This window comes from Acinetobacter sp. BZX-2, from assembly GCF_055179795.1.
This window is the reverse complement of the sequence record NZ_CM143686.1, coordinates 2,277,162-2,296,532: the sequence shown is the minus strand read 5'-3', so window position 1 is coordinate 2,296,532 and position 19,371 is coordinate 2,277,162. Positions and strand designations below refer to the sequence as shown.

Annotated in this window: 17 protein-coding genes; 9 read left to right on the top strand and 8 right to left on the bottom strand. The window is 37.2% G+C overall.

What is annotated here, in order from left to right; genetic code table 11:
- The first annotated feature begins 34 nt into the window (after positions 1 to 34).
- Complete coding sequence (locus ACY45D_RS10845; protein WP_463106760.1) at positions 35 to 394, top strand: hypothetical protein; 360 nt, start codon at positions 35 to 37, stop codon at positions 392 to 394.
- A 237-nt stretch (positions 395 to 631) separates the two neighbouring features.
- Positions 632 to 877 (top strand): GNAT family N-acetyltransferase, encoded by a 246-nt coding sequence (locus ACY45D_RS10840; RefSeq protein ID WP_463106759.1) that lies wholly within the window; start codon positions 632 to 634, stop codon positions 875 to 877.
- A gap of 142 nt (positions 878 to 1,019) precedes the next feature.
- Here ACY45D_RS10840 and ACY45D_RS10835 read toward each other — a convergent pair whose 3' ends face one another.
- Positions 1,020 to 1,466, bottom strand: coding sequence for a GatB/YqeY domain-containing protein (locus ACY45D_RS10835; RefSeq protein ID WP_463106758.1), 447 nt, complete (start codon positions 1,464 to 1,466; stop codon positions 1,020 to 1,022).
- 38 nt (positions 1,467 to 1,504) lie between these two features.
- The gene (gene rpsU / locus ACY45D_RS10830) at positions 1,505 to 1,720 is read right to left on the bottom strand and encodes a 30S ribosomal protein S21 (protein ID WP_001136722.1); all 216 of its coding nucleotides are present in this window, start codon (positions 1,718 to 1,720) and stop codon (positions 1,505 to 1,507) included.
- Between the two features lie 146 nt (positions 1,721 to 1,866).
- Here rpsU and tsaD point away from each other — a divergent pair, with 146 nt between their 5' ends.
- A complete protein-coding gene (gene tsaD, locus ACY45D_RS10825; protein ID WP_463109478.1) occupies positions 1,867 to 2,877 on the top strand; it encodes a tRNA (adenosine(37)-N6)-threonylcarbamoyltransferase complex transferase subunit TsaD in 1,011 nt (336 codons plus the stop codon).
- 336 nt (positions 2,878 to 3,213) lie between these two features.
- Positions 3,214 to 4,566, top strand: a complete 1,353-nt coding sequence (locus ACY45D_RS10820) for an esterase-like activity of phytase family protein (protein WP_463106757.1) — start codon at positions 3,214 to 3,216, stop codon at positions 4,564 to 4,566.
- A gap of 84 nt (positions 4,567 to 4,650) precedes the next feature.
- On the opposite strand, the gene ACY45D_RS10815 is transcribed toward ACY45D_RS10820, so the two are convergent.
- Together ACY45D_RS10815 and ACY45D_RS10810 are read right to left on the bottom strand one after the other, a co-directional pair.
- The gene (locus ACY45D_RS10815) at positions 4,651 to 5,709 is read right to left on the bottom strand and encodes a type II asparaginase (RefSeq protein WP_463106756.1); all 1,059 of its coding nucleotides are present in this window, start codon (positions 5,707 to 5,709) and stop codon (positions 4,651 to 4,653) included.
- Between the two features lie 441 nt (positions 5,710 to 6,150).
- Positions 6,151 to 7,581 carry a pyridoxal phosphate-dependent aminotransferase gene (locus ACY45D_RS10810; protein WP_463106755.1) on the bottom strand — a complete coding sequence of 477 codons (1,431 nt, stop codon included), beginning with the start codon at positions 7,579 to 7,581 and terminating at the stop codon, positions 6,151 to 6,153.
- 229 nt (positions 7,582 to 7,810) lie between these two features.
- Between ACY45D_RS10810 and msrB the strand changes: the two genes are divergently transcribed.
- The 4 genes from msrB to ACY45D_RS10790 are packed head-to-tail and all read left to right on the top strand — an operon-like array spanning position 7,811 to position 10,262.
- Positions 7,811 to 8,230: a peptide-methionine (R)-S-oxide reductase MsrB gene (msrB, locus tag ACY45D_RS10805; RefSeq protein WP_463106754.1), complete on the top strand. Its 420-nt coding sequence runs from the start codon at positions 7,811 to 7,813 to the stop codon at positions 8,228 to 8,230.
- Entirely contained in the window at positions 8,227 to 8,709 is a 483-nt protein-coding gene (locus tag ACY45D_RS10800; RefSeq protein ID WP_463106753.1) for a glutathione peroxidase, read from the top strand. The genes msrB and ACY45D_RS10800 overlap by 4 nt, the downstream gene beginning before the upstream one ends.
- The gene (locus ACY45D_RS10795; protein ID WP_463109477.1) at positions 8,709 to 9,587 is read left to right on the top strand and encodes a helix-turn-helix domain-containing protein; all 879 of its coding nucleotides are present in this window, start codon (positions 8,709 to 8,711) and stop codon (positions 9,585 to 9,587) included. Before ACY45D_RS10800 ends, ACY45D_RS10795 begins: the two co-directional genes overlap by 1 nt.
- A gap of 48 nt (positions 9,588 to 9,635) precedes the next feature.
- Complete coding sequence (locus ACY45D_RS10790) at positions 9,636 to 10,262, top strand: LysE family translocator (RefSeq protein ID WP_463106752.1); 627 nt, start codon at positions 9,636 to 9,638, stop codon at positions 10,260 to 10,262.
- Positions 10,263 to 10,395: 133 nt separating this feature from the next.
- On the opposite strand, the gene ACY45D_RS10785 is transcribed toward ACY45D_RS10790, so the two are convergent.
- The 3 genes from ACY45D_RS10785 to ACY45D_RS10775 all read right to left on the bottom strand — a co-directional run bounded on the left by ACY45D_RS10785 (position 10,396) and on the right by ACY45D_RS10775 (position 17,198).
- On the bottom strand, positions 10,396 to 12,453 hold the full coding sequence (locus tag ACY45D_RS10785) for a TonB-dependent receptor domain-containing protein (protein ID WP_463106751.1): 2,058 nt from the start codon (positions 12,451 to 12,453) through the stop codon (positions 10,396 to 10,398).
- A gap of 358 nt (positions 12,454 to 12,811) precedes the next feature.
- On the bottom strand, positions 12,812 to 15,985 hold the full coding sequence (locus ACY45D_RS10780) for an efflux RND transporter permease subunit (RefSeq protein ID WP_463106750.1): 3,174 nt from the start codon (positions 15,983 to 15,985) through the stop codon (positions 12,812 to 12,814).
- A 1-nt stretch (position 15,986) separates the two neighbouring features.
- Entirely contained in the window at positions 15,987 to 17,198 is a 1,212-nt protein-coding gene (locus ACY45D_RS10775; RefSeq protein ID WP_463106749.1) for an efflux RND transporter periplasmic adaptor subunit, read from the bottom strand.
- 227 nt (positions 17,199 to 17,425) lie between these two features.
- On the opposite strand from ACY45D_RS10775, the gene ACY45D_RS10770 reads away from it, so the two are divergent.
- Entirely contained in the window at positions 17,426 to 17,797 is a 372-nt protein-coding gene (locus ACY45D_RS10770) for a DUF4345 domain-containing protein (protein ID WP_463106748.1), read from the top strand.
- A gap of 256 nt (positions 17,798 to 18,053) precedes the next feature.
- Here the strand turns inward: ACY45D_RS10770 and dapC are convergent, their stop codons facing one another.
- Positions 18,054 to 19,223 carry a succinyldiaminopimelate transaminase gene (gene dapC, locus ACY45D_RS10765; protein ID WP_463106747.1) on the bottom strand — a complete coding sequence of 390 codons (1,170 nt, stop codon included), beginning with the start codon at positions 19,221 to 19,223 and terminating at the stop codon, positions 18,054 to 18,056.
- Between the last annotated feature and the right edge of the window lie 148 nt (positions 19,224 to 19,371).

The window sequence follows — 19,371 nt, the reverse complement described above, 5'->3', positions numbered from 1 at the left end:
ATTCGATATATTTGTTGAATGTAATTGATTGAAAATGAAAAAAATCTTTGTGGCAATGATATTGGTATTCTCTTCAAGTCAAATCATGGCGGGCGTATCTGAGCGTTATGTACGTGATGTAGAAAGAATTTCAAACCAATACAATGCAGACATGAAGTTTTTTTTACGTAGTTTAGATCCGCAAACCAATCAATTTAGTCCACAACAGCAGTCCCAATTCTGCGGAATGATTCAAAAATATGTCGATGATATGTATAAGACGACAGATGCAAATCGTGCAGATTTACCCCCATCTCTCATGGCTGTGACGAAGCAAAATATTATTGATAAAGTGATGGTTTCACCTGAAATGCAGATTCTTAAAAAATATAATATTCAGTGTAATCTGTACTAAAAGCTAAACCATAAATGTGTGACCTTATGGATTTAACACAATTTTAAATTGAAAATGAACAGATTATTCTAAGTATTGTTCAAAAATCTGATGCCAAAGATATTGATATCGACACTACTGATGAATGAGAATTTTGTATTCACAATCCGTTTAAAACAAAATAATGCTTTTATTGGTGTAATTGATATTCATAAAATAAATTGAATGAAAATAAAGCCTCTATCGGTTTTTGGGCGAATGCCCATTATCAAGGGTAGGGCTTATATGCGACATCCGCTTTCGTTATTTGTAGATGCATTATTTATAAGATGGTCTTTTAAACAATTAAAAGCGTATGTGGATCTGGAAAATAGTCCAGCGCGTCATTTGTGTGAACGAGTAAATTTTGAATTATTAGACATTGAATATCAATCTGTACAAAACCCAATAGATGGTACATGGAAAGATATCTGTTATTATGTAATTGAAAATAAAAAGAAATAAAATAGATAGGAGAGTAGATAGAAAGGAGTATGTTGAGATAATTTGGACTATTTAATCGTTCTAAACCATTTCATTGCAAAATAGTTTTAAATGAAAAATTAAACAGACCAAACCAAACAAATAAAGACTTTATAATCTGGGCTTAGCCAAGTTTTGCTTTAATTTTCGCAGAAACTTGTGCAGGATCGGCACGTCCGGCTATGATCGGACGTAGAGAATTCATCACCTTACCCATATCTTTCATGCTAGTAGCTTCTTGCGCAGTAATTGTTTGCGCAATGATTGAATCAAGTTCTTCCTCAGTCATAGCTGCTGGTAGAAATTGAGATAAAATCTCAACCTCGGCTTGTTCCTTACTAGCTAAGTCTTGTCGATTAGCACCTTCAAAGGCTTTAATCGATTCTTTACGTTGTTTGACTTGCTTTTCAATGACCGCAAGAACTCGACTATCATCAAGCTCTATGCGCTCATCGACTTCGATTTGCTTGATTGCTGCCTGGAGACTACGAATGACCGTTAACTTATCCATTTCTTTAGCACGCATTGTTGCTTTCAAAACTTCAGTAATTTGGTCTTTTAAAGTAGTCATTTTTATGGTCCAGTTAGTCAATCAATCACAAATTAATCTTAGTAAAGGCGAGTAGTACGTACTGATTCACGCGCCAATTTCTTTTGGTAGCGTTTAACAGCAGCAGCTTTTTTACGTTTACGTTCTTGAGTTGGTTTTTCGTAGAATTCGCGCTTACGAACGTCTGCTAAAACACCCGCTTTTTCGCATGAACGTTTGAAACGACGGATAGCTACGTCAACTGGTTCGCCTTCTTTCAATTTAACTTGTGGCATGAAGAATCCTCATTAAGTTATGGATAAGATCTCGGGTCGAATTACCCAAGATCACAAGTGAAGTGCAGTATTTTACTCATTTACATCTCATACCACAAGTCTATAATGCTGTTAGCAATATTTCCAAATGTGTAAAAGGCAGTTTAATGATCGTTCTTGGCTTAGAAACTTCATGTGATGAAACAGGATTGGCGCTCTATGATAGTGAAGTCGGCTTAAGAGGACAGGTGCTGTATAGTCAAATTAAATTGCATGCAGAATATGGTGGTGTTGTACCTGAGCTTGCATCACGTGATCATGTGCGTAAGCTAATTCCTTTAATGAATCAACTACTTGAGCAAAGTTGTGTAAAGAAATCTGAGATTGATGCGATTGCCTATACCCGAGGACCAGGTTTAATGGGGGCGCTGATGACAGGTGCTTTATTTGGTCGTACGTTGGCTTTTGCATTGGATAAACCTGCAATTGGTGTACACCATATGGAAGGTCATATGCTTGCGCCACTTTTATCTGCAAATCCTCCAGAATTTCCGTTTGTCGCTTTGTTGGTATCTGGTGGGCATACACAATTGATGGCGGCACATAGCATTGGCGAGTATGAAATTCTCGGTGAATCAATTGATGATGCGGCGGGTGAAGCCTTTGATAAAGTTGCTAAAATGTTGAAATTGCCGTATCCGGGCGGGCCAAATATTTCAAAATTAGCAGAGCAAGGTGATAAAGAGGCTTTTGAATTCCCACGTCCCATGTTGCATCAAGGTTTAGAATTTTCATTTAGTGGCTTAAAAACTGCAGTTTCAGTGCAACTTAAAAAATTAGGCGAAGAACAACGGGATGCAGATATTGCAGCTTCATTCCAAGAAGCTTTGGTTGATACTTTGGTGAAAAAGTCTGTAAAAGCGCTCAAACAAACAGGTTTAAGACGTTTGGTTATTGCAGGTGGTGTGAGTGCCAATAAAAGGTTACGTGAGCGCCTAGAAGCTGATTTGGCAAAGATTAAAGGTACAGTTTATTATGCTGAACCTGCTTTATGTACTGATAATGGTGCAATGATTGCATTTGCAGGGTATCAACGTTTAAAAGCAGGGCAAAATGATGGGCTGTCTGTAACGACTACACCACGTTGGCCGATGACTGAGTTAACTAAACCTGAGTAATATTGAACTTTTGATTGGTTTCGCATAAGGGTGAGTTGTGCTGAACATTTATTTATAATGGAAGTTCTCTTTCATTTAAAAGGATAAGCGTTATTACGCGCAAGAAGGTGAGGATTTATATGATAAATCTCCCTCATCCTCTTGCGGAACAATATTCCTCATCCCAGAGGGAGAAGGAATTTTCGATCATTTTTGACTTTTCAAGATATCTATTAAAAAATTTTATTAAAAGAGGCGAAAGCCTCCTTTTTTATAGATGTATTCACAAATGTACAAGTGTGGTTGTTGTTAGATTTATATATGATAAAAAAGATTAAAATTAAATTAGAGTAAACAATGAAAAATTCAGAATTCGATCAAATGAATCAGCAAGACATTGGAAATTATCCATCCGACAATTTATATAAAAAATTTTCTCAAGGTGTCCGTCTTCCTTACGATATTTTAAACATTCACAATATCCCAGATGGTGCAAAACCAGGTCATTTTATTGAAATTCATTGTGGTGGTTTTGGTTCGGAAATTTCGGCACACCCAACTGAAAAACATCAATTTTATGCATTGACAGACCGTGGGCCAAATACAACTTATGATGTGAATGGAGATCATGGAAAAATATTTTTAGATCCAAGCTATATCCCTAAGATTGGTTTGTTTGAGTTACAGGCAGATGGCAGTATTTACAAAATAAAAGAAATTCTACTTAAAGATCCGACAGGTAAAACCATTACAGGTTTGCCAAATCAACATTTTGGGGCAACCAAAGAAATTGCTTATGATCAAAATGGTCAAATTTTGCAAAATGGAACAGATGAATTTGGCCTAGACTCAGAAGGTTTGGTCGCACTAAAAGATGGTACTTTTTGGGTGAGTGATGAATATGGTCCACATATTGTACATTTTAATGCTGAAGGTATTGAAATAGATCGAATTAATGCTTATGAACAGGATGGTCGTCGCAAATCTGGTTATTTACTACCTTTAGAATATGCCAATCGACGTCAAAATCGAGGAATGGAAGGTTTAACCATTACCCCTGATCAGAAAAAGTTGGTCGGTATTATGCAATCTACGATGAGTAATCCCAATAAATCTGTAATCCATTCAGATTTAACACGTATAGTTGCGATTGATCTTGAAACAAAACAGGCCTCGCAATATTTATATCGTCAAGAAGCCAATACAACAGTGCACTCCAATACCGCAATAGTGGCACTCAATAACAACAGCTTTTTAGTCTCAGAGCGCGATGATGATTTCTATAAAGATAATCCGCAAGCGTTTAAACGTGTTTATAAAATTGATTTAAAGCAAGCCACTGAGCTTGAATCTGTGCAAGAAACTGAACAATTAAAACAGGATGAGCATTTAGGATTGCTAATAGAAGGGCAAACTTTAGAGCAGTATGTCTTAGAAAAAGGATGGGAAGGTCTTGCGCAATATGATATTTATCCGGTCGCTAAAGCACTGGTTGTAGATTTGGTCGAACGATTACAATATCCGCATGATAAAGTTGAAGGTTTATGGGTCATTGATGAACAGCATTTAGCAATTTTAAATGATGATGACTATGCATTTTCTGAGACAGATGGTGTTCTTGAGCAAAAGTATTTGGATCGTGATCAAAAAGTGATTGATGCGAATACGCTTTATATTATTGATCGTTTAGATTTAACATCTATCGAATAGTTTTTCTGCTGAATTAAAAAACCGTTCATATCCATGAACGGTTTTTGTGTATTTTCAATCCAAATAAATTGAATTAATCAGGGCTTAGTAATCCCAGAAAATACGCTGAATTTCTTTGGCATCTTTGGTTTTGGTCAGTGCTAAAGCGGCTAAAAGTTTAGCTTTTTGTGGATTTAAATCATGTGCAACCACCCAACCATATTTGTCATCAGGTTGTTCTGCATTACGCAATACAAAACCTTGTGGGACACGTGAAGAGCGAATGATTTGAACACCTTGCTGTTGTAATTCGTTCAGTGTTGGTACGATATAATTGGCAACAGAACCATTACCTGTTCCAGCATGAATAATCGCTTTAGCACCAGCTTTTGCATAAGCTGTATATGCATCTGGCAGCATATTGCCCGAGCCATACACAATTTGAACTAAAGGTAGTGCATCACCCTGAATATTTTCAATATTAAACTCAGAGTTATTATTAAAACGTTTAGCAACATTTCTAAACCAGTATGGCTTACCTTCAACTAATGTTCCTAAAGCACCCCATTGGCTTGCAAACGCATCCGTATGAATATTGATGGTTTTGCTTACATCTCGTGCTGCGAAAATGTCATCATTCATCAGCACAAACACCCCTTTGCCTTTTGCACTATCAGCAGCAGCTAGTGCAACTGCACTGTACAAATTCAAAGGGCCATCAGCAGAAAGTGCTGAAGGTGGACGCATTGAACCGACCACAACAATCGGCTTATCAGTATGCACAGTCAAGCTTAAAAAATAAGCCGTTTCTTCTAAGGTATCTGTACCGTGAGTAATCACCACACCGTTTACATCAGGCTTTTTAACCAGTTCATTGACCTTTCGGGCAATCGTCAGTAATTCTTTATCTGTAATACTTTCAGATGCAACTTGTAAGGCTTGTACACCTGTTACATTTGCAAGATTTTGAATTTGAGGCACAGCATTGAGTAGTGCATCTACTGGAACTTTTGCCGCAGTATAGGTTGCACTATTGGTTGAGCTTGCACCAGCACCTGCAATCGTACCGCCTGTAGCAACTACCACAACATTGCTCTTAGCAAATGATGAAATGGGTAAGATTAAACCGATAGAAAGGGCGAGAGCCGTAAATGTTTTTTTCATAAATCATCCTTAAAAGAAATCTATTGCTGTTTTTAAGCAATTTTTGTTCCACTTTTAACTTAATATAAAGTGTATTTAATTGCCTATACTGATTTGAAAATGTAATTTTTTTATTAATCATTCAAATTTATAATGTAGTAGTTTTCGTGATTTTAAATTGCGTGTTTTATAAGCAGCGTTTGTATTTAAAGGCATTGATTATTTTAAAATACCTGAAGATGTGAATGGTTTATAGCTTTATGGCCAAGTTATTTTCTAAAGTTATAAAATAAAAAGCGCTCAATTTAAAATACTTATATCAATGAGCTGTAATTTGCGTGGGCTAAGAATAATATTATTTTCCCATAATTTATACGTTATTCTGCATAAAAAAAGACATCCAACCAATTGAATGCCTTTCTCTATTTTTATGTATTTTTCACTTTAAAGCGGATTAAGCCATTAACGAATTTTTGCCAAGAATCGACTTAAGCGGTTCATTGCTTCTCGTAATTCATTTTCAGCAGGCAAGAACACCACACGGAAATGATCAGGTGTCGGCCAGTTAAAACCAGTTCCTTGAACAAGAAGGACTTTTTCTGCCTTTAAAAAATCCAACATAAATTTTTCATCATCTTCAATTGGATAAATTTCAGGATCAAGTTTTGGGAAACAATACATCGCTCCCTCAGGTTTTACACATGAAACGCCAGGAATATCATTCAACATTTCCCAAGCGATATTACGTTGTTCATATAGACGACCACCCGGACGAATTAAATCATTGATAGACTGATAACCACCGAGCGCTGTTTGAATCGCATACTGGGCTTGATGGTTAGCACACAAGCGCATTGAAGCCAGCATGTCTAAACCTTCGATATAATCCACAGCACGTGATTTATCACCAGTAATTGCCATCCAGCCTGAGCGATAACCTGCAATTCGGTATGCTTTAGATAAGCCATTGAAAGAAACACAGAGTTGATCGCCAGCTAAAGCCGCTACAGAAACATGCTCAATACCGTCATAGATAATTTTGTCGTAAATTTCATCAGCAAATAAAATTAAATCATATTTTTTTGCCAAAGCAACAATCTGTTCAAGGACATGGCGTGGATAAACAGAACCTGTTGGGTTATTTGGATTGATAATCACAACACCGCGAGTATTGGGTGTGATTTTACTTTCCATGTCAGCAATATCGGGATACCAGAAGTTTTCTTCATCACATTTATAGTGAATAGCTGTACCACCTGAAAGATTTACTGCGGCAGTCCATAGTGGATAATCAGGCATTGGAACCAGCATTTCATCGCCATCGTCCAATAAACCTTGCATTGCCATCACAATCAGTTCAGAAACACCATTGCCGATATACACGTCATTGACGTGCATATCTAAAATGCCTTTTTGTTGATAGTACTGGCAAATTGCCTTACGTGCAGGGAAAATTCCCTTAGAATCTGTATAGCCTACAGCATTGGGTAAATTTAAAGCCACATCATTAATAATCTCTTGAGGCGCTTCAAAACCAAACGGGGCAGGGTTCCCAATATTTAATTTAATAATTTTATGACCCGCTTCTTCCATCTCGTTGGCTGCTCGTAACACAGGACCACGAATGTCGTAGCAAACATGCTCGAGCTTAGACGATTTTTTTATTTCGCGTGGGGTTTGGAGAGTGTTCGGCATTTTGATGTTCTCGGAAAGAGTGGAGGTCACTTTTGCATAACGGTATAAATAACTTTTAAATGTTTCAGTTGTTACAAGATCGAGATCATGTTCATCTCTGAGTAAAGCAACAATTTTTTCATGCGTATATCCTACCTGTTGATATTGTTTAATCACAGGCAGTAGATGTTTAAAAATAACGCTCTTTTTTTGCGACATTTTTTAATCCTAAGCAAGAATGCCAATAAGAGTAACATTAAACTTGCTCACAAAAAAGCATCGGATGAATAAAAATGCTTACCAATTTTTGTATATTTGCTTACTTTTTGCTTTTATGAGAATTATTAATCTTTTGTAAATTGTTAACGAAAGACTAGAAATTTTAAGATGAATCACGTAAATATGGAATTATCCTATTTTAAATAGCAAGATAGAAAGGGAAGTAGTCATGGGAAAGCTTAATAAAACAGACCGAGAATGGCAAAGAGAGTTAACACCAGAAGAGTTTAAGATCACTCGACAAAAGGGGACTGAACCTGCTTTTACTGGTAAATATTGGAACACCAAGCAACAAGGAACTTATGTTTGCCGATGTTGTGGTACAGAATTATTTTCCTCAGAAAATAAATATGACAGCGGTTGTGGTTGGCCGAGTTTTTATAAACCTGTTAATTCTGCGGTTGTAGAAGAACAAGACGATACATCACATGGTATGCAAAGAACGGAAATTATTTGCCATCATTGTGACGCACATTTAGGGCATGTTTTTGAAGATGGCCCGCAACCTACGGGTTTACGTTATTGCGTAAATTCAGCTTCTTTAGACTTAAAAACAGAAGAAAAAGGCGATGAGGAAACCTATCCATGACCAATATTTACCAATTTGAAGCTGAATTGTTAGAGGGTGAAAATAAATCTTTTTCTGATTATGATGGAAAAGTTTTATTGATCGTAAATACTGCAAGTAAATGTGGATTTACCCCCCAATTTGCAGGCTTAGAAAAGCTTCATGAAAAATATAATACCCAAGGCTTTGAAGTGCTTGGCTTTCCTTGTAACCAATTTGGCGGGCAAGATCCAGGTTCAAATGAGCAAATTGGAGAATATTGCCAACGTAATTATGGGGTTAAATTCCCAATGTTTGCCAAAGTTGATGTAAAAGGCCCTGAGGCACATGCGATTTTCCGCTACCTAACCAATAACAGTAAAGGAATATTAGGTAATGGAATTAAGTGGAATTTCACTAAGTTTTTGATTAATAAAAAAGGTGAAGTGATTAATCGTTATGCACCTACAACGAAGCCAGAAGATATTGAAAAAGATATTGAAAATGCTTTAGCTGGATAATTGATTTGGATTCCATTGTTGAATTTTGGAATGATTTGGAAATGCCCTATGTCGAAACACGTAGGGCATGCCAAAGTCGAATTTGTTATAAATCGCACAGTCATTCGACGTTTTCTATTGGTGCAGTTGATTGTGGAATAAGTCACTTTTCTAGCTTTTTTGCAAAAGATCAAAAAATAGAAGCGGGTAGTCTTGTTGTGATCCCTGCACATGTAGAGCATAGTTGCAATCCATTACCAAACAAAGCTTGGAGCTACCAAATGATGCATCTTGATGCAGAATGGTTAACTCAGCTTTTACAGGAGTTAAAACAAGACATTATTATTGATCATCAAATAGTTAGCCCCTTGCTTAATACGTCAATACCGCAATTAAAACCCATTATTATCAATAATTCATTGCTTTATAATGCATTTACCAATTTAAATACGATGTTATTTAATCCAAAAATTTCTATCATTGAGAAAGAACAATATTTAATTGAAATTTTAATCAGTATTTTATTACCCAGTTTTGACTTGGAGAAAATAGATCATTCAGGCTATTATCAGCAATTTTTACTTAAATTCATTGAATGTATTGAAGAAGATATTGAAAACTTATCATTACAGACTTTGTCTGCAAAAATGAATATGAGTAGATATACCTTAATTCGTTTATTTAAACATTATTTTGGATTAACACCGCATACATATCAGCTCAATAAGAAAATAAATTATGCGCGAAAGTTACTGAAAAATAATTATAATATCGCTCAATTAGCGTATGAGTTGGAGTTTGTTGATCAAAGTCACTTCCATCGCGTTTTTAAACAATTTACAGGTGTAACACCCAAGAAATATTCAAAAATAATTAGCTCACGCAATTTTATACAATAATTTAAAACAAAGATTATCTAAATTATTCCCAACGTAGAGGGAATGTTTATGACATTATTTTTAACAATAGTGATGACCCATTTTATAGCATTACTCACACCTGGGGTCGATTTTTTCCTCATTCTGAAAACATTGATGCAAAAACGGACGAATGCTGCAAAGTTGGTTTGCATCGGCATTGCATGTGGTAATGCTATAATATTATTAAGTATTTATTTAAGCTTATTTTTATTGGGTAAAATTGATATGAGAATTTTGCTGTATATAAAGTATGCGGGAGCTTTATATTTAGCCTATTTGGCACTTCAATGTTTTTATGCGACACGGTTTAAAAGTATTTCAGACGATTATTTGAGTCAGTCTGTTACTTGTGCAGTCGAGACTGCACATTGGAAAAGTTTATTGCTTGGTTTGGGTTCAAGTTTGCTAAATCCAAAAAATATTATGTTTTATTGCACATTAGTGATATTGATTTATCCCCAATATAATTTAGTACAGAATTTATCTGTGAGTGTGTGGATGGTTGCGGTTGTGCTGTTTTGGAACTTAGGTATTGTTAAGTTATTAAGCTTGGAATCCTATATGCTTTGGCTGAAACGATATATTAAATATTTATATTGCCTTTCAGGAGTCTGCTTTTTAACTTTTTCAATCGTGTTATTTGTTTCTAATTAGAAAATCATTTTTAATTCATGGCTTTTAAATGTATTTATCTAAAATTTATTTTTTTAGTTTTGATGCCATTCAACTAATTACTTGAATGGCATGATTAAATGGATACTCAATCATAATATATGTGATAAAAGCTTTAGAACTTAATCGTTGCACCAACAAATATTTTCTGACGTTCAACAAGATAGGCATCCCCACCATTTGACAATTTCTTGTCGAATAGGTTTGTAAAACCGCCACGAACCGTTAATTTATCATTTACTTGATAGTTACTCGATAAATTGACAATGGTATGCGCTTTTTGCATGGTAGATACTTTTGTCGTCTCTGTTAAATACTGCTTACTTAAGTATTGGGCAGCTAATTCAATATTTAATGAATCTATAGCTTGCCAATTCAATGCTGAATTCACGGTTAATTTCGGCGTATTGATTAAAACAGCGCCTGTATCTTCGTTTTTGGCTTTCAAGAAATATGTTGCATTATTATTCCATTTTAGATTGTCTAGAACAGGGAAGTTTGCAACCATTTCAAGACCACGGGTCACTGCATTTTGAATATTCTCATTACGAGTAAACCATGTCCCGTGATAATAACCTAAAGGAGAATAAGCAATCTTATTTTTGAAATCTGTATGGAATAGCGTTAAACCTAAGTCACTACCGAAACCGCTATAATTGACTCCAATTTCATAGTTGGTACTTTCTTCAGGTTGGAGGTCTGGGTTACCAGTCATATAACAACCACCACTGGTATAGATATGTGGTTTACCATTTTCATCATACCAAGTCTGACCTTTTAAGCCATTACAACCATTTCCGCCAGACTGAGTTGCTGCACCAGGAGATGATTCTTTGACTGTAGGTGCACGGAAACCTTTTGCAACACCACCTTTAATGACCAAATCATCTGTCGGGTTATAAACCAAATAACCACGTGGACTATTCTTGGTACCATATTTATCGTCATGGTCCAAGCGATTGCCCAAAGTTAACGTTAGATTGTCTAAGAGCGAAATATTGTCTTCAATAAATATTGCCCAGTTTTTATTATCAACTTTAGGATCGGTATAACTGATGCCATTCCAGCTTCCATTAGGCAAAGTTCCAATCGTATCGGTATTGGTCAATTCTTGTTTTTTCCATTGTCCGCCCACCGTTACAACCTGTTCAAATATAGATTTAAAAGGTATGGTTAAATTACCTTCAACAATCATTTCATTCGATTTAGTCGTAGAGTCGGAGACACTTGAGTCATAATCGTTGTAATAGGCATTGAGCTTAGATGTACCAATTGCCCATTTACCCTCATGGGATAAACTATACGAGTTATGTTCAAGTTCATTGGCGCCCCAACTTGTTGTTTGTTCTGCACCTGTTGTTGCATTGATTCTTGAACCCTTTTCATTTTTTTGTAGGCTATGACCAAGCTCTAAACTAAATGCGTGTTGATCACTCGGTTGATAATGCAGCATTGCATTATAATTTTGGTCTTGAGCGCCTGTTGTACCTTTACCTGCCTCATATTTTTTATCTGCTTCACGCTCAGTTATGCCTGCAGTGAGACGTAAACCAAGACTGTTTGTTAAAGGACCAGCAGCCATTAAACCTGTTTGAAAAGAAGAACCTAAATCAGAAGAAGTGGTTGGTTGAGTGTAGTTTAAAGTGACATGACTTCCCCAAGCATCCGGAATTTTCTTGGTAATAATATTAATAACACCACCCATTGCATCAGAACCATACAAAGAGGACATAGGGCCACGAACAACTTCGATTCGCTCAATCATATCAGGTGTAATCCAATTTAAATCTTGACGACCTAAATCTGGACGATAGTTGGTATCTCTTGAAGAACCCATACGCTTACCATCGACTAAAATAAGCGTGTAATTGTCTGGTAAACCACGAAGTTTAATTTTAGAACCATCACCAGAGGGGCTGATTCCACCTGTTACACCGGGAACTTTACTCAACAATTCTGCAAGACTACCTACAGGTTGTTTCTCTATATCTTCACTTGTAATCACACTAATGCTTGCAGGTGCTTTTTTAATATCTACAGCTTGGCTGCTTGCTGTTACAACGATGGTCTGCAACTGCACAGCATCCTCAGTTGTCTCATTTGCATGGGTAGAAAGGGACATCGCAGTGATTACTGAGATAGACAATGTTTTAAATATTAATTGTTTATTCATGTTAATACGCAACTTAAATTACGAGTGGATTGTGGAGAGATTGTTGCGCATTGTAACGAGGTAAAAATATAAATGCAATTGATAATGATAATAATTATCAATATTAATTTATTAAAAATTCTTTCATTAGATTATATAAATCAATTGATTATTTTTTATAAAAGGTAAAATTAACGAGATGATGAAGCTTATATGCGCTAAAGGAGACTGTTAAAAAGCAAACATTAGAATTGAAAATAGCAAGATTTAATACGGTAAATTTATAGTTATTTTTTATGTGAAATTTAAAAAATACCAGCCAATGGATTGACTGGTATTGTGATTGAGCGTTTCTAACCTAAGCCATTATTCACAAAGACTAAGACTCATGGGCTGAAGCTTGTAAATCAGATTTAGGTTTTCTTAAGTGATGAATCTTTTGGTTAATGTCATCAATAAATGTATAGACCACAGGGATCACCAACAACGACAAGAATGTACTGGTAATCAAACCACCAATCACAGAAATAGCCATTGGTGCTCTAAAGCTAGGATCTGTTCCAATACCTAAAGCAATCGGTAACATTCCCGCACCCATTGCCAATGTCGTCATAATGATCGGGCGAGCACGTTTATGACAAGCATCCAGCAGGGCATTCATACGCGAGTAAGCTTTTTCATTTCTTGCAATAATGGCGTAATCCACCAATAGGATAGAATTTTTACTGGCGATTCCCATCAGCATAATCAAGCCAATCAAACTTGGCATCGAAAAACTACTTTTTGCCAAAAGTAACAGTACAAATGCACCGCCCAAAGCTAAAGGTAGGGCAACAAGAATGGTAATGGGTTGTAAAAAGTCCTTAAATAATAAGACTAGAACCACGTAAATACATAGTACACCGGTCAACATCGCTAAACCAAAACTTGCAAAAAGTTCTTGCATCACTTCAGCATCACCAATATTGGTTCGTTTCACAGTTGGTGGTAATTTTTGCATGGTCGGCAATTGATCGACTTTAGCTGCAATATCTCCAAGTGGTTGATCATTTAATTCAATATTAAAATTAATATTACGTAAACGGTTAAAACGGTCAATTTGAGACGGGCCACTTTCAATATTTACTTGAGCAATTGTGCCTAGCATCACAGGACCTTGACTGCCTTTCACCATCAAGCGTTTGATTAAATCTTGATCCTGACGTGCAGACAAGGGAAGCTTAATCACGACAGGAATTTGACGTTGAGACAAGTTAAGCTTGGCTAAGTTCTGATCAAAATCACCAGCTGTAGCGATACGTAATGTTTCAGCAATATCATAAGTGGTGACCCCTAAATCTGCCGCTTTCGCGAAGTCTGGGCGAATCACCAGTTCAGGGCGGATTAATGCAGCACTTGAAGTAATACTGCCAATATTTGGAATTGTGCGAATTTCACGTTCAAGTTGCCGAGCAGTCGCAACCAATGCATCAGGGTCATCACCTGAAAGTGCAATTTGATATTGGCTATTATTTCCCGCAATTCCAACTTGGATTCTAGCGCCCGGAAGGGGTGCTAAGCGCTGTCTTATTTCATTCTCAATTTCTTGTAAACTGAGTGAGCGGTCTGAGCGATCTGTAGTTTGAATGGTCAAAGTGGCTTTTCTAGGTTCACTAGAAGCACCGCCTGCAAATGGATCTGTACCAGCAGAACCACCTCCAATGGTAGTATACACACTCTTAATTTCAGGATGATCTTTAATTAACACGCGTGCATATTCTGCTGCTTTTAAAGTATCTGCAAACTGTGAACCGGGAGTGAGTTCAACTCTGACTTGAGTTTGTCCAGTATCAGGTGGTGGAACAAAACCTGTTGGTAGCAATGGAATCAACATCACAGAGCCAATAAAAAATGCAATTGCACTTAAAATGGTGATCCAGCGATGGTTTAAACACCACGTGACCATTCGCATATAAGTGCTCATCACTCGACCATCATGGGCACGGTCATGTGCCAATGCTATTGCACCTGCATCTTGAGAGGGGGCTGTACTTTGCTCAGTTAAAATCTGATCATTTTCAGAAAGTTGTTCTTTTTTAATCCATGGTTTGAGAATGTAGGCTGACATCATTGGCGTCAGTAATCGTGCGACCAATAATGAAGCAAAAATGGCCAAAGCAGCAGTCCAACCAAATTGCACAAAGAATTTGCCAGCAATACCACTCATAAATGCAGTCGGTAGAAATACAGCAATCAATGTAAAGGTTGTTGCAATTACGGCTAGACCAATTTCATCAGCAGCTTCCATGGCGGCAGCATAGGGTGTTTTACCCATGCGTAAGTGCCGTATAATATTTTCAATCTCAACGATGGCATCATCGACCAAGATCCCGACAACCAGTGACAATGCTAGTAATGTCACTGTATTGAGGGTAAAACCTAAGTAATACATACCGATCAAAGCAGGTAATATTGATAATGGCAGTGCCGTCGCTGCAATCAATGTTGCACGCCAATCACGTAAAAATAGCCAAACCACCAAAATGGCTAAAAGGGCACCTTCATACAATAAAGACATCGAGCCTTTATAATTATCGACCACAGGATTGACAAAGTTAAAGGCCTCATCAATTTTAATGTCAGGGTGGCTGTCTTTGAGCTTTTCTAAAGCAACAGTGACACCTTTTTCAACATCAACTTCACTTGCACCTTTACTCCGTGTAATTTCAAAGCCAATGACAGGCACGCCATTCAATAAAGCAGCAGAACGACGTTCAGCGATACCATCACGAATATTTGCAACTTGATCTAGGCGAATGTGTCGACCATCACTGAGTGCAATATCCATTGCCCCAATTTCTGCGGCTGTTTTTACCGTTGCAATGGTACGAATAGATTGTTCACTGCCCCCAATTTTAGTTTGACCACCAGAAGCATCTTGTTGAACTAGACGTAATTGACGCGAGATATCGGTGGCTGTTGCATTTAAAGCCAATAGTTTTTCAGGGTCTAATTCGACTTCAACTTGACGCGTTACGCCACCAACCCGTGCAACTGCACCGACACCTTTGACTTGCAGCATGGCACGTGAAATATCGTAATCTACAAACCAAGACAGCGCTTCTTCATCCATACGAGGGGATTGAATGGTGTAGGTTAAAATAGGAGAACCTGAAAGATTGATCTTACTGACAATCGGGTCTCGTAAGTCAGCAGGCAGGTCTGAGCGAACTTGTGATACTGCATTTCGCACATCATCAACAGCTTCTTGTAATGGTTTTTCAAGCTGAAATTCGGCAGTAATGGTTACCACGCCATCTTGAATATTGGTGTATTGATTTCTTAAACCTTGTAAAGTCGCAATTGAATTTTCAATTTTACGGGCAACTTCAGTTTCAAGTTGTGGTGGAGCAGCACCCGGTAAAGCTGCGGTTACGGTGACCATGGGCAATTCAATATCAGGGAATTGCTGTATTTTCATCCAATGGAAGCATAATAAACCAGCAAGCCCCAACATGATAAAAAGTAGAATACCCGGAATTGGATTTCGGATTGACCAAGCGGAGAAATTCATCTTATTTCTCCTGAGTATTCACAAGTTGCTTGCTGAGTGGCGTATCTGGAATATTTTGACCAATTGTGATGAGATCACCATCTGTTAGGAAACCGACACCAGATGCAACAACGTTGATGTTTGTATTATTGTTTGTACTGTTGCTTGGCAAATCCAGAATTTCTATACGATCATTTAAACGTCGTCCAACCGTTACTTTTTGTTGTGTAACACGATTGTCTTTATTCACAATAAAAATATAAGAAAAACCATCACGTAACAGTAACGCCGTTTGCGGGAGCGTCCAAGCAGGCTTTTCACCCAAATCAAAGGAACCTTTGACAAACATCCCCATACGAACTGCATCTGTAGTCGGAAGATCAACATAAACCAATCCATAACGCGTTTGCGGATCAATCACCGGGGCGATCATACGTACAGTACCTGTGACGGTCGGTTGTGATGGATCTGGTGAAATGATTTGAGCAGTCATGCCTTGTTTGAGTTTATATAAATCTGTTGACGTAACTTCTGCTCGCCATTCCAGACGATCATCACGAATTAAACGGAACATTTCTTGTCCTGTTTGCGCCAATGAACCGACAGTCGCAGTACGAGCAGAAATCACACCATGATCAGGTGCAATGACTCGAGTCTGAGTCAGTCGTAACTGATTGCTATCAATTTGGGCCTTGGCAGCATCTAAGCGAGCATGTGCAGTATTTTGTGAGGTCTGATATTGAGTGACTTCTTGAGCTGAAATTGCACCAGTATTCTTCAACTGCTGAAAGCGTTTATTGTTCGCACTGGCATCTGCAAGTACAGCTTGAGCTTCTGCATAATTGGCTTTAGCTGTAGCGAGATCTGCGCGAATACTTTCACTGTTAATTTCAGCTAAAACTTGACCACGTTTAACTTGATCCCCGACATTGACATAGACTTTGCTAATTCTCTGTCCTGAAAGTTCACTTCCAATGACGACTTCTTGCCATGCAGCAATATTGCCATTTGCAGTAAAATTTTGCTTCCAGTTTTGTTGTTCTGGTTGTATGACGGTTACTGTCAGTGCAGCTTTTTGTTCTGTTGTTTCTGTATTCTTTGGTTTTTCTGATGCAGCTGTTTTGTTTGAAGAACCTGTTTTCCACAGAAGTAATCCAACAAGCAGCAATACAATCGCGATTGCCAAAATGAACCAAACCTTTTTCTTTATTTTCTTGGGAGTTTGAGAAGCCATCTTTCCATAGTCAATTTAAATTGATGGCTAAGTATAGACGAAGATTTAAACGAATGGTGAAAGCGCAATTGATAACAAAAAAAAATTATACAAATGTAGGTTTTACCCAATCAGAAAAGATTGTTGTGCTGCTATGGTAACGATATGCTTTTAAAAAAATTGACAAAAAATTATCTAAACATTAAATTAGAGTAAATACTCTAATTTATAAAAAGGATATTCTTCCTATGAAAAAGAAATTCTGTTTGTTAAATGCCAGTTTCTTTGCAGGTATGGGTGTTGTGGCTTTAGTTAAGCCTACAATGATTGTAAACACTTTTGGGCTAAAATATATTGATGCGGATATGCGGAATGAAGTCCGAGCAGTTTATGGTGGTTTTGGTGTTACAGTCGCCGGTCTATTGATGGCTAGTCAGCATTACCCACAAATCGAAAAAGGTATAAAATTGACAATTGCAACGAGTTTAGTCGGTATGGCATCGGGGCGAGTGATTTCTTTCTTGATTGAAAAGCCGCAAACACAAGTGCCACTATTATTTTGTGCGTTGGAAACCGTTTTAGCAGGGACATTAATTTACAGTATAAATGATGAGGTTTAGTTTTAAAAAATAGCAAGTTATTGAATAGCATTGAAATAATTAAGTATGTGTCGATGAAGGCAGTCAAACGGTCTAATAAAAAGTATGTGAGTACATATTCATTTTATTATTATGGGGTGGACGTTTAGTTGGTATATGCGTTACTGCTTGGTGATAAACAAGTGATTTAAATAGAAAACGCCCAATGAGGTACATCGAGCGTTTTATTGAAAATGAGTGTCAACCTATTTTCAGAATTAGACAATCAAAATAAGCACTATAAAATCGCTTTTAAGCGTTTAACAACTTCTTCGCATTGCGCAATATCTGCAACCAGAGCCATACGCACATGACCTTCACCCGGATTACCTTGTTCAGTATCACGTGATAAATAGCGTCCCGGTAAAACCTTAATATTGGCTTTCTCCAGTAACAATTTTGCAAAGTTTTCATCGTGATCTACTTTTAACCAATAATAAAAACCTGCATCAGGCTTTTGTAAAGGCAATAAACCACCTAATTCATTTTGAAATAAATCAAATTTGGCACGGTATAACTTACGATTTTCTTCAACGTGTGTTTCATCATCCCATGCAGCAATTGAAGCCAATTGATGTTGAACTGGCATTGCCGCGCCATGATAAGTACGGAATTTTAAATAAGGTTTGAGTAATGCTGCATCACCTGCAACAAAACCAGAGCGCATACCAGGTAGATTAGAACGTTTTGATAGAGAATGAAAAACGATACAGTTTTTATAATCATCACGTCCTAATTCAGCACAGACCTCCAGTAAGCCTATAGGTGCCTCATCAAACCATAATTCTGAATAGCATTCATCAGAAGCAATAACAAAATTATACTGGTCTGAAAGTGCAATTAGCTTTTTTAATTGTTCTTTTGAAAGTACCGCACCTGTAGGATTCCCCGGCGTACAAACAAATAATAATGCTGTTTTTTCCCAAACCTCAGCAGGAACTGAGTCAAAATCGCCAAGATACTGATTTTCTTCAGTGCAATTAATAAAATACGGTTGAGCACCTGCTAAAAGCGTTGCTCCTTCATATATTTGATAAAAAGGATTTGGCATGACCACATAAGGCGCATCATCACGATTAATCAAAGCCTGTACAAAAGAGAAAATTCCTTCACGTGTACCTGTAACAGGGAGAATATGATCTTCCGCACTTATGGTATTGAGTTTAAAACGACGTGTTAACCAATGGGCAATACTGAGTCTCAGTTCAGGTAAGCCTTTACTGTTGGGGTAGGTGGAAAGATGTTGAAAATTCTCAATAATCGCTTGTTTAACAAACTCAGGCGCAGGGTGCTTTGGTTCACCAATCGATAATGGAATAAGTGGTAAATCTGCAGGTTGCACATCCTTAAAAAGTTGAGTTAACTTTTCGAAAGGGTAAGGATGTAATAAAGACAAACTCGAGTTCATGAAACAATTACCACGATTAATGTTTGATTATGAAATTAATCGATATTACTTATTTAAAGAATATCCATCAAGTTCGAAGGAAAATTAGATATTTTGCGACGGAGTCTTACATCTAACGTTTAAATGAAGGGATTAGCCCACTTCGTCT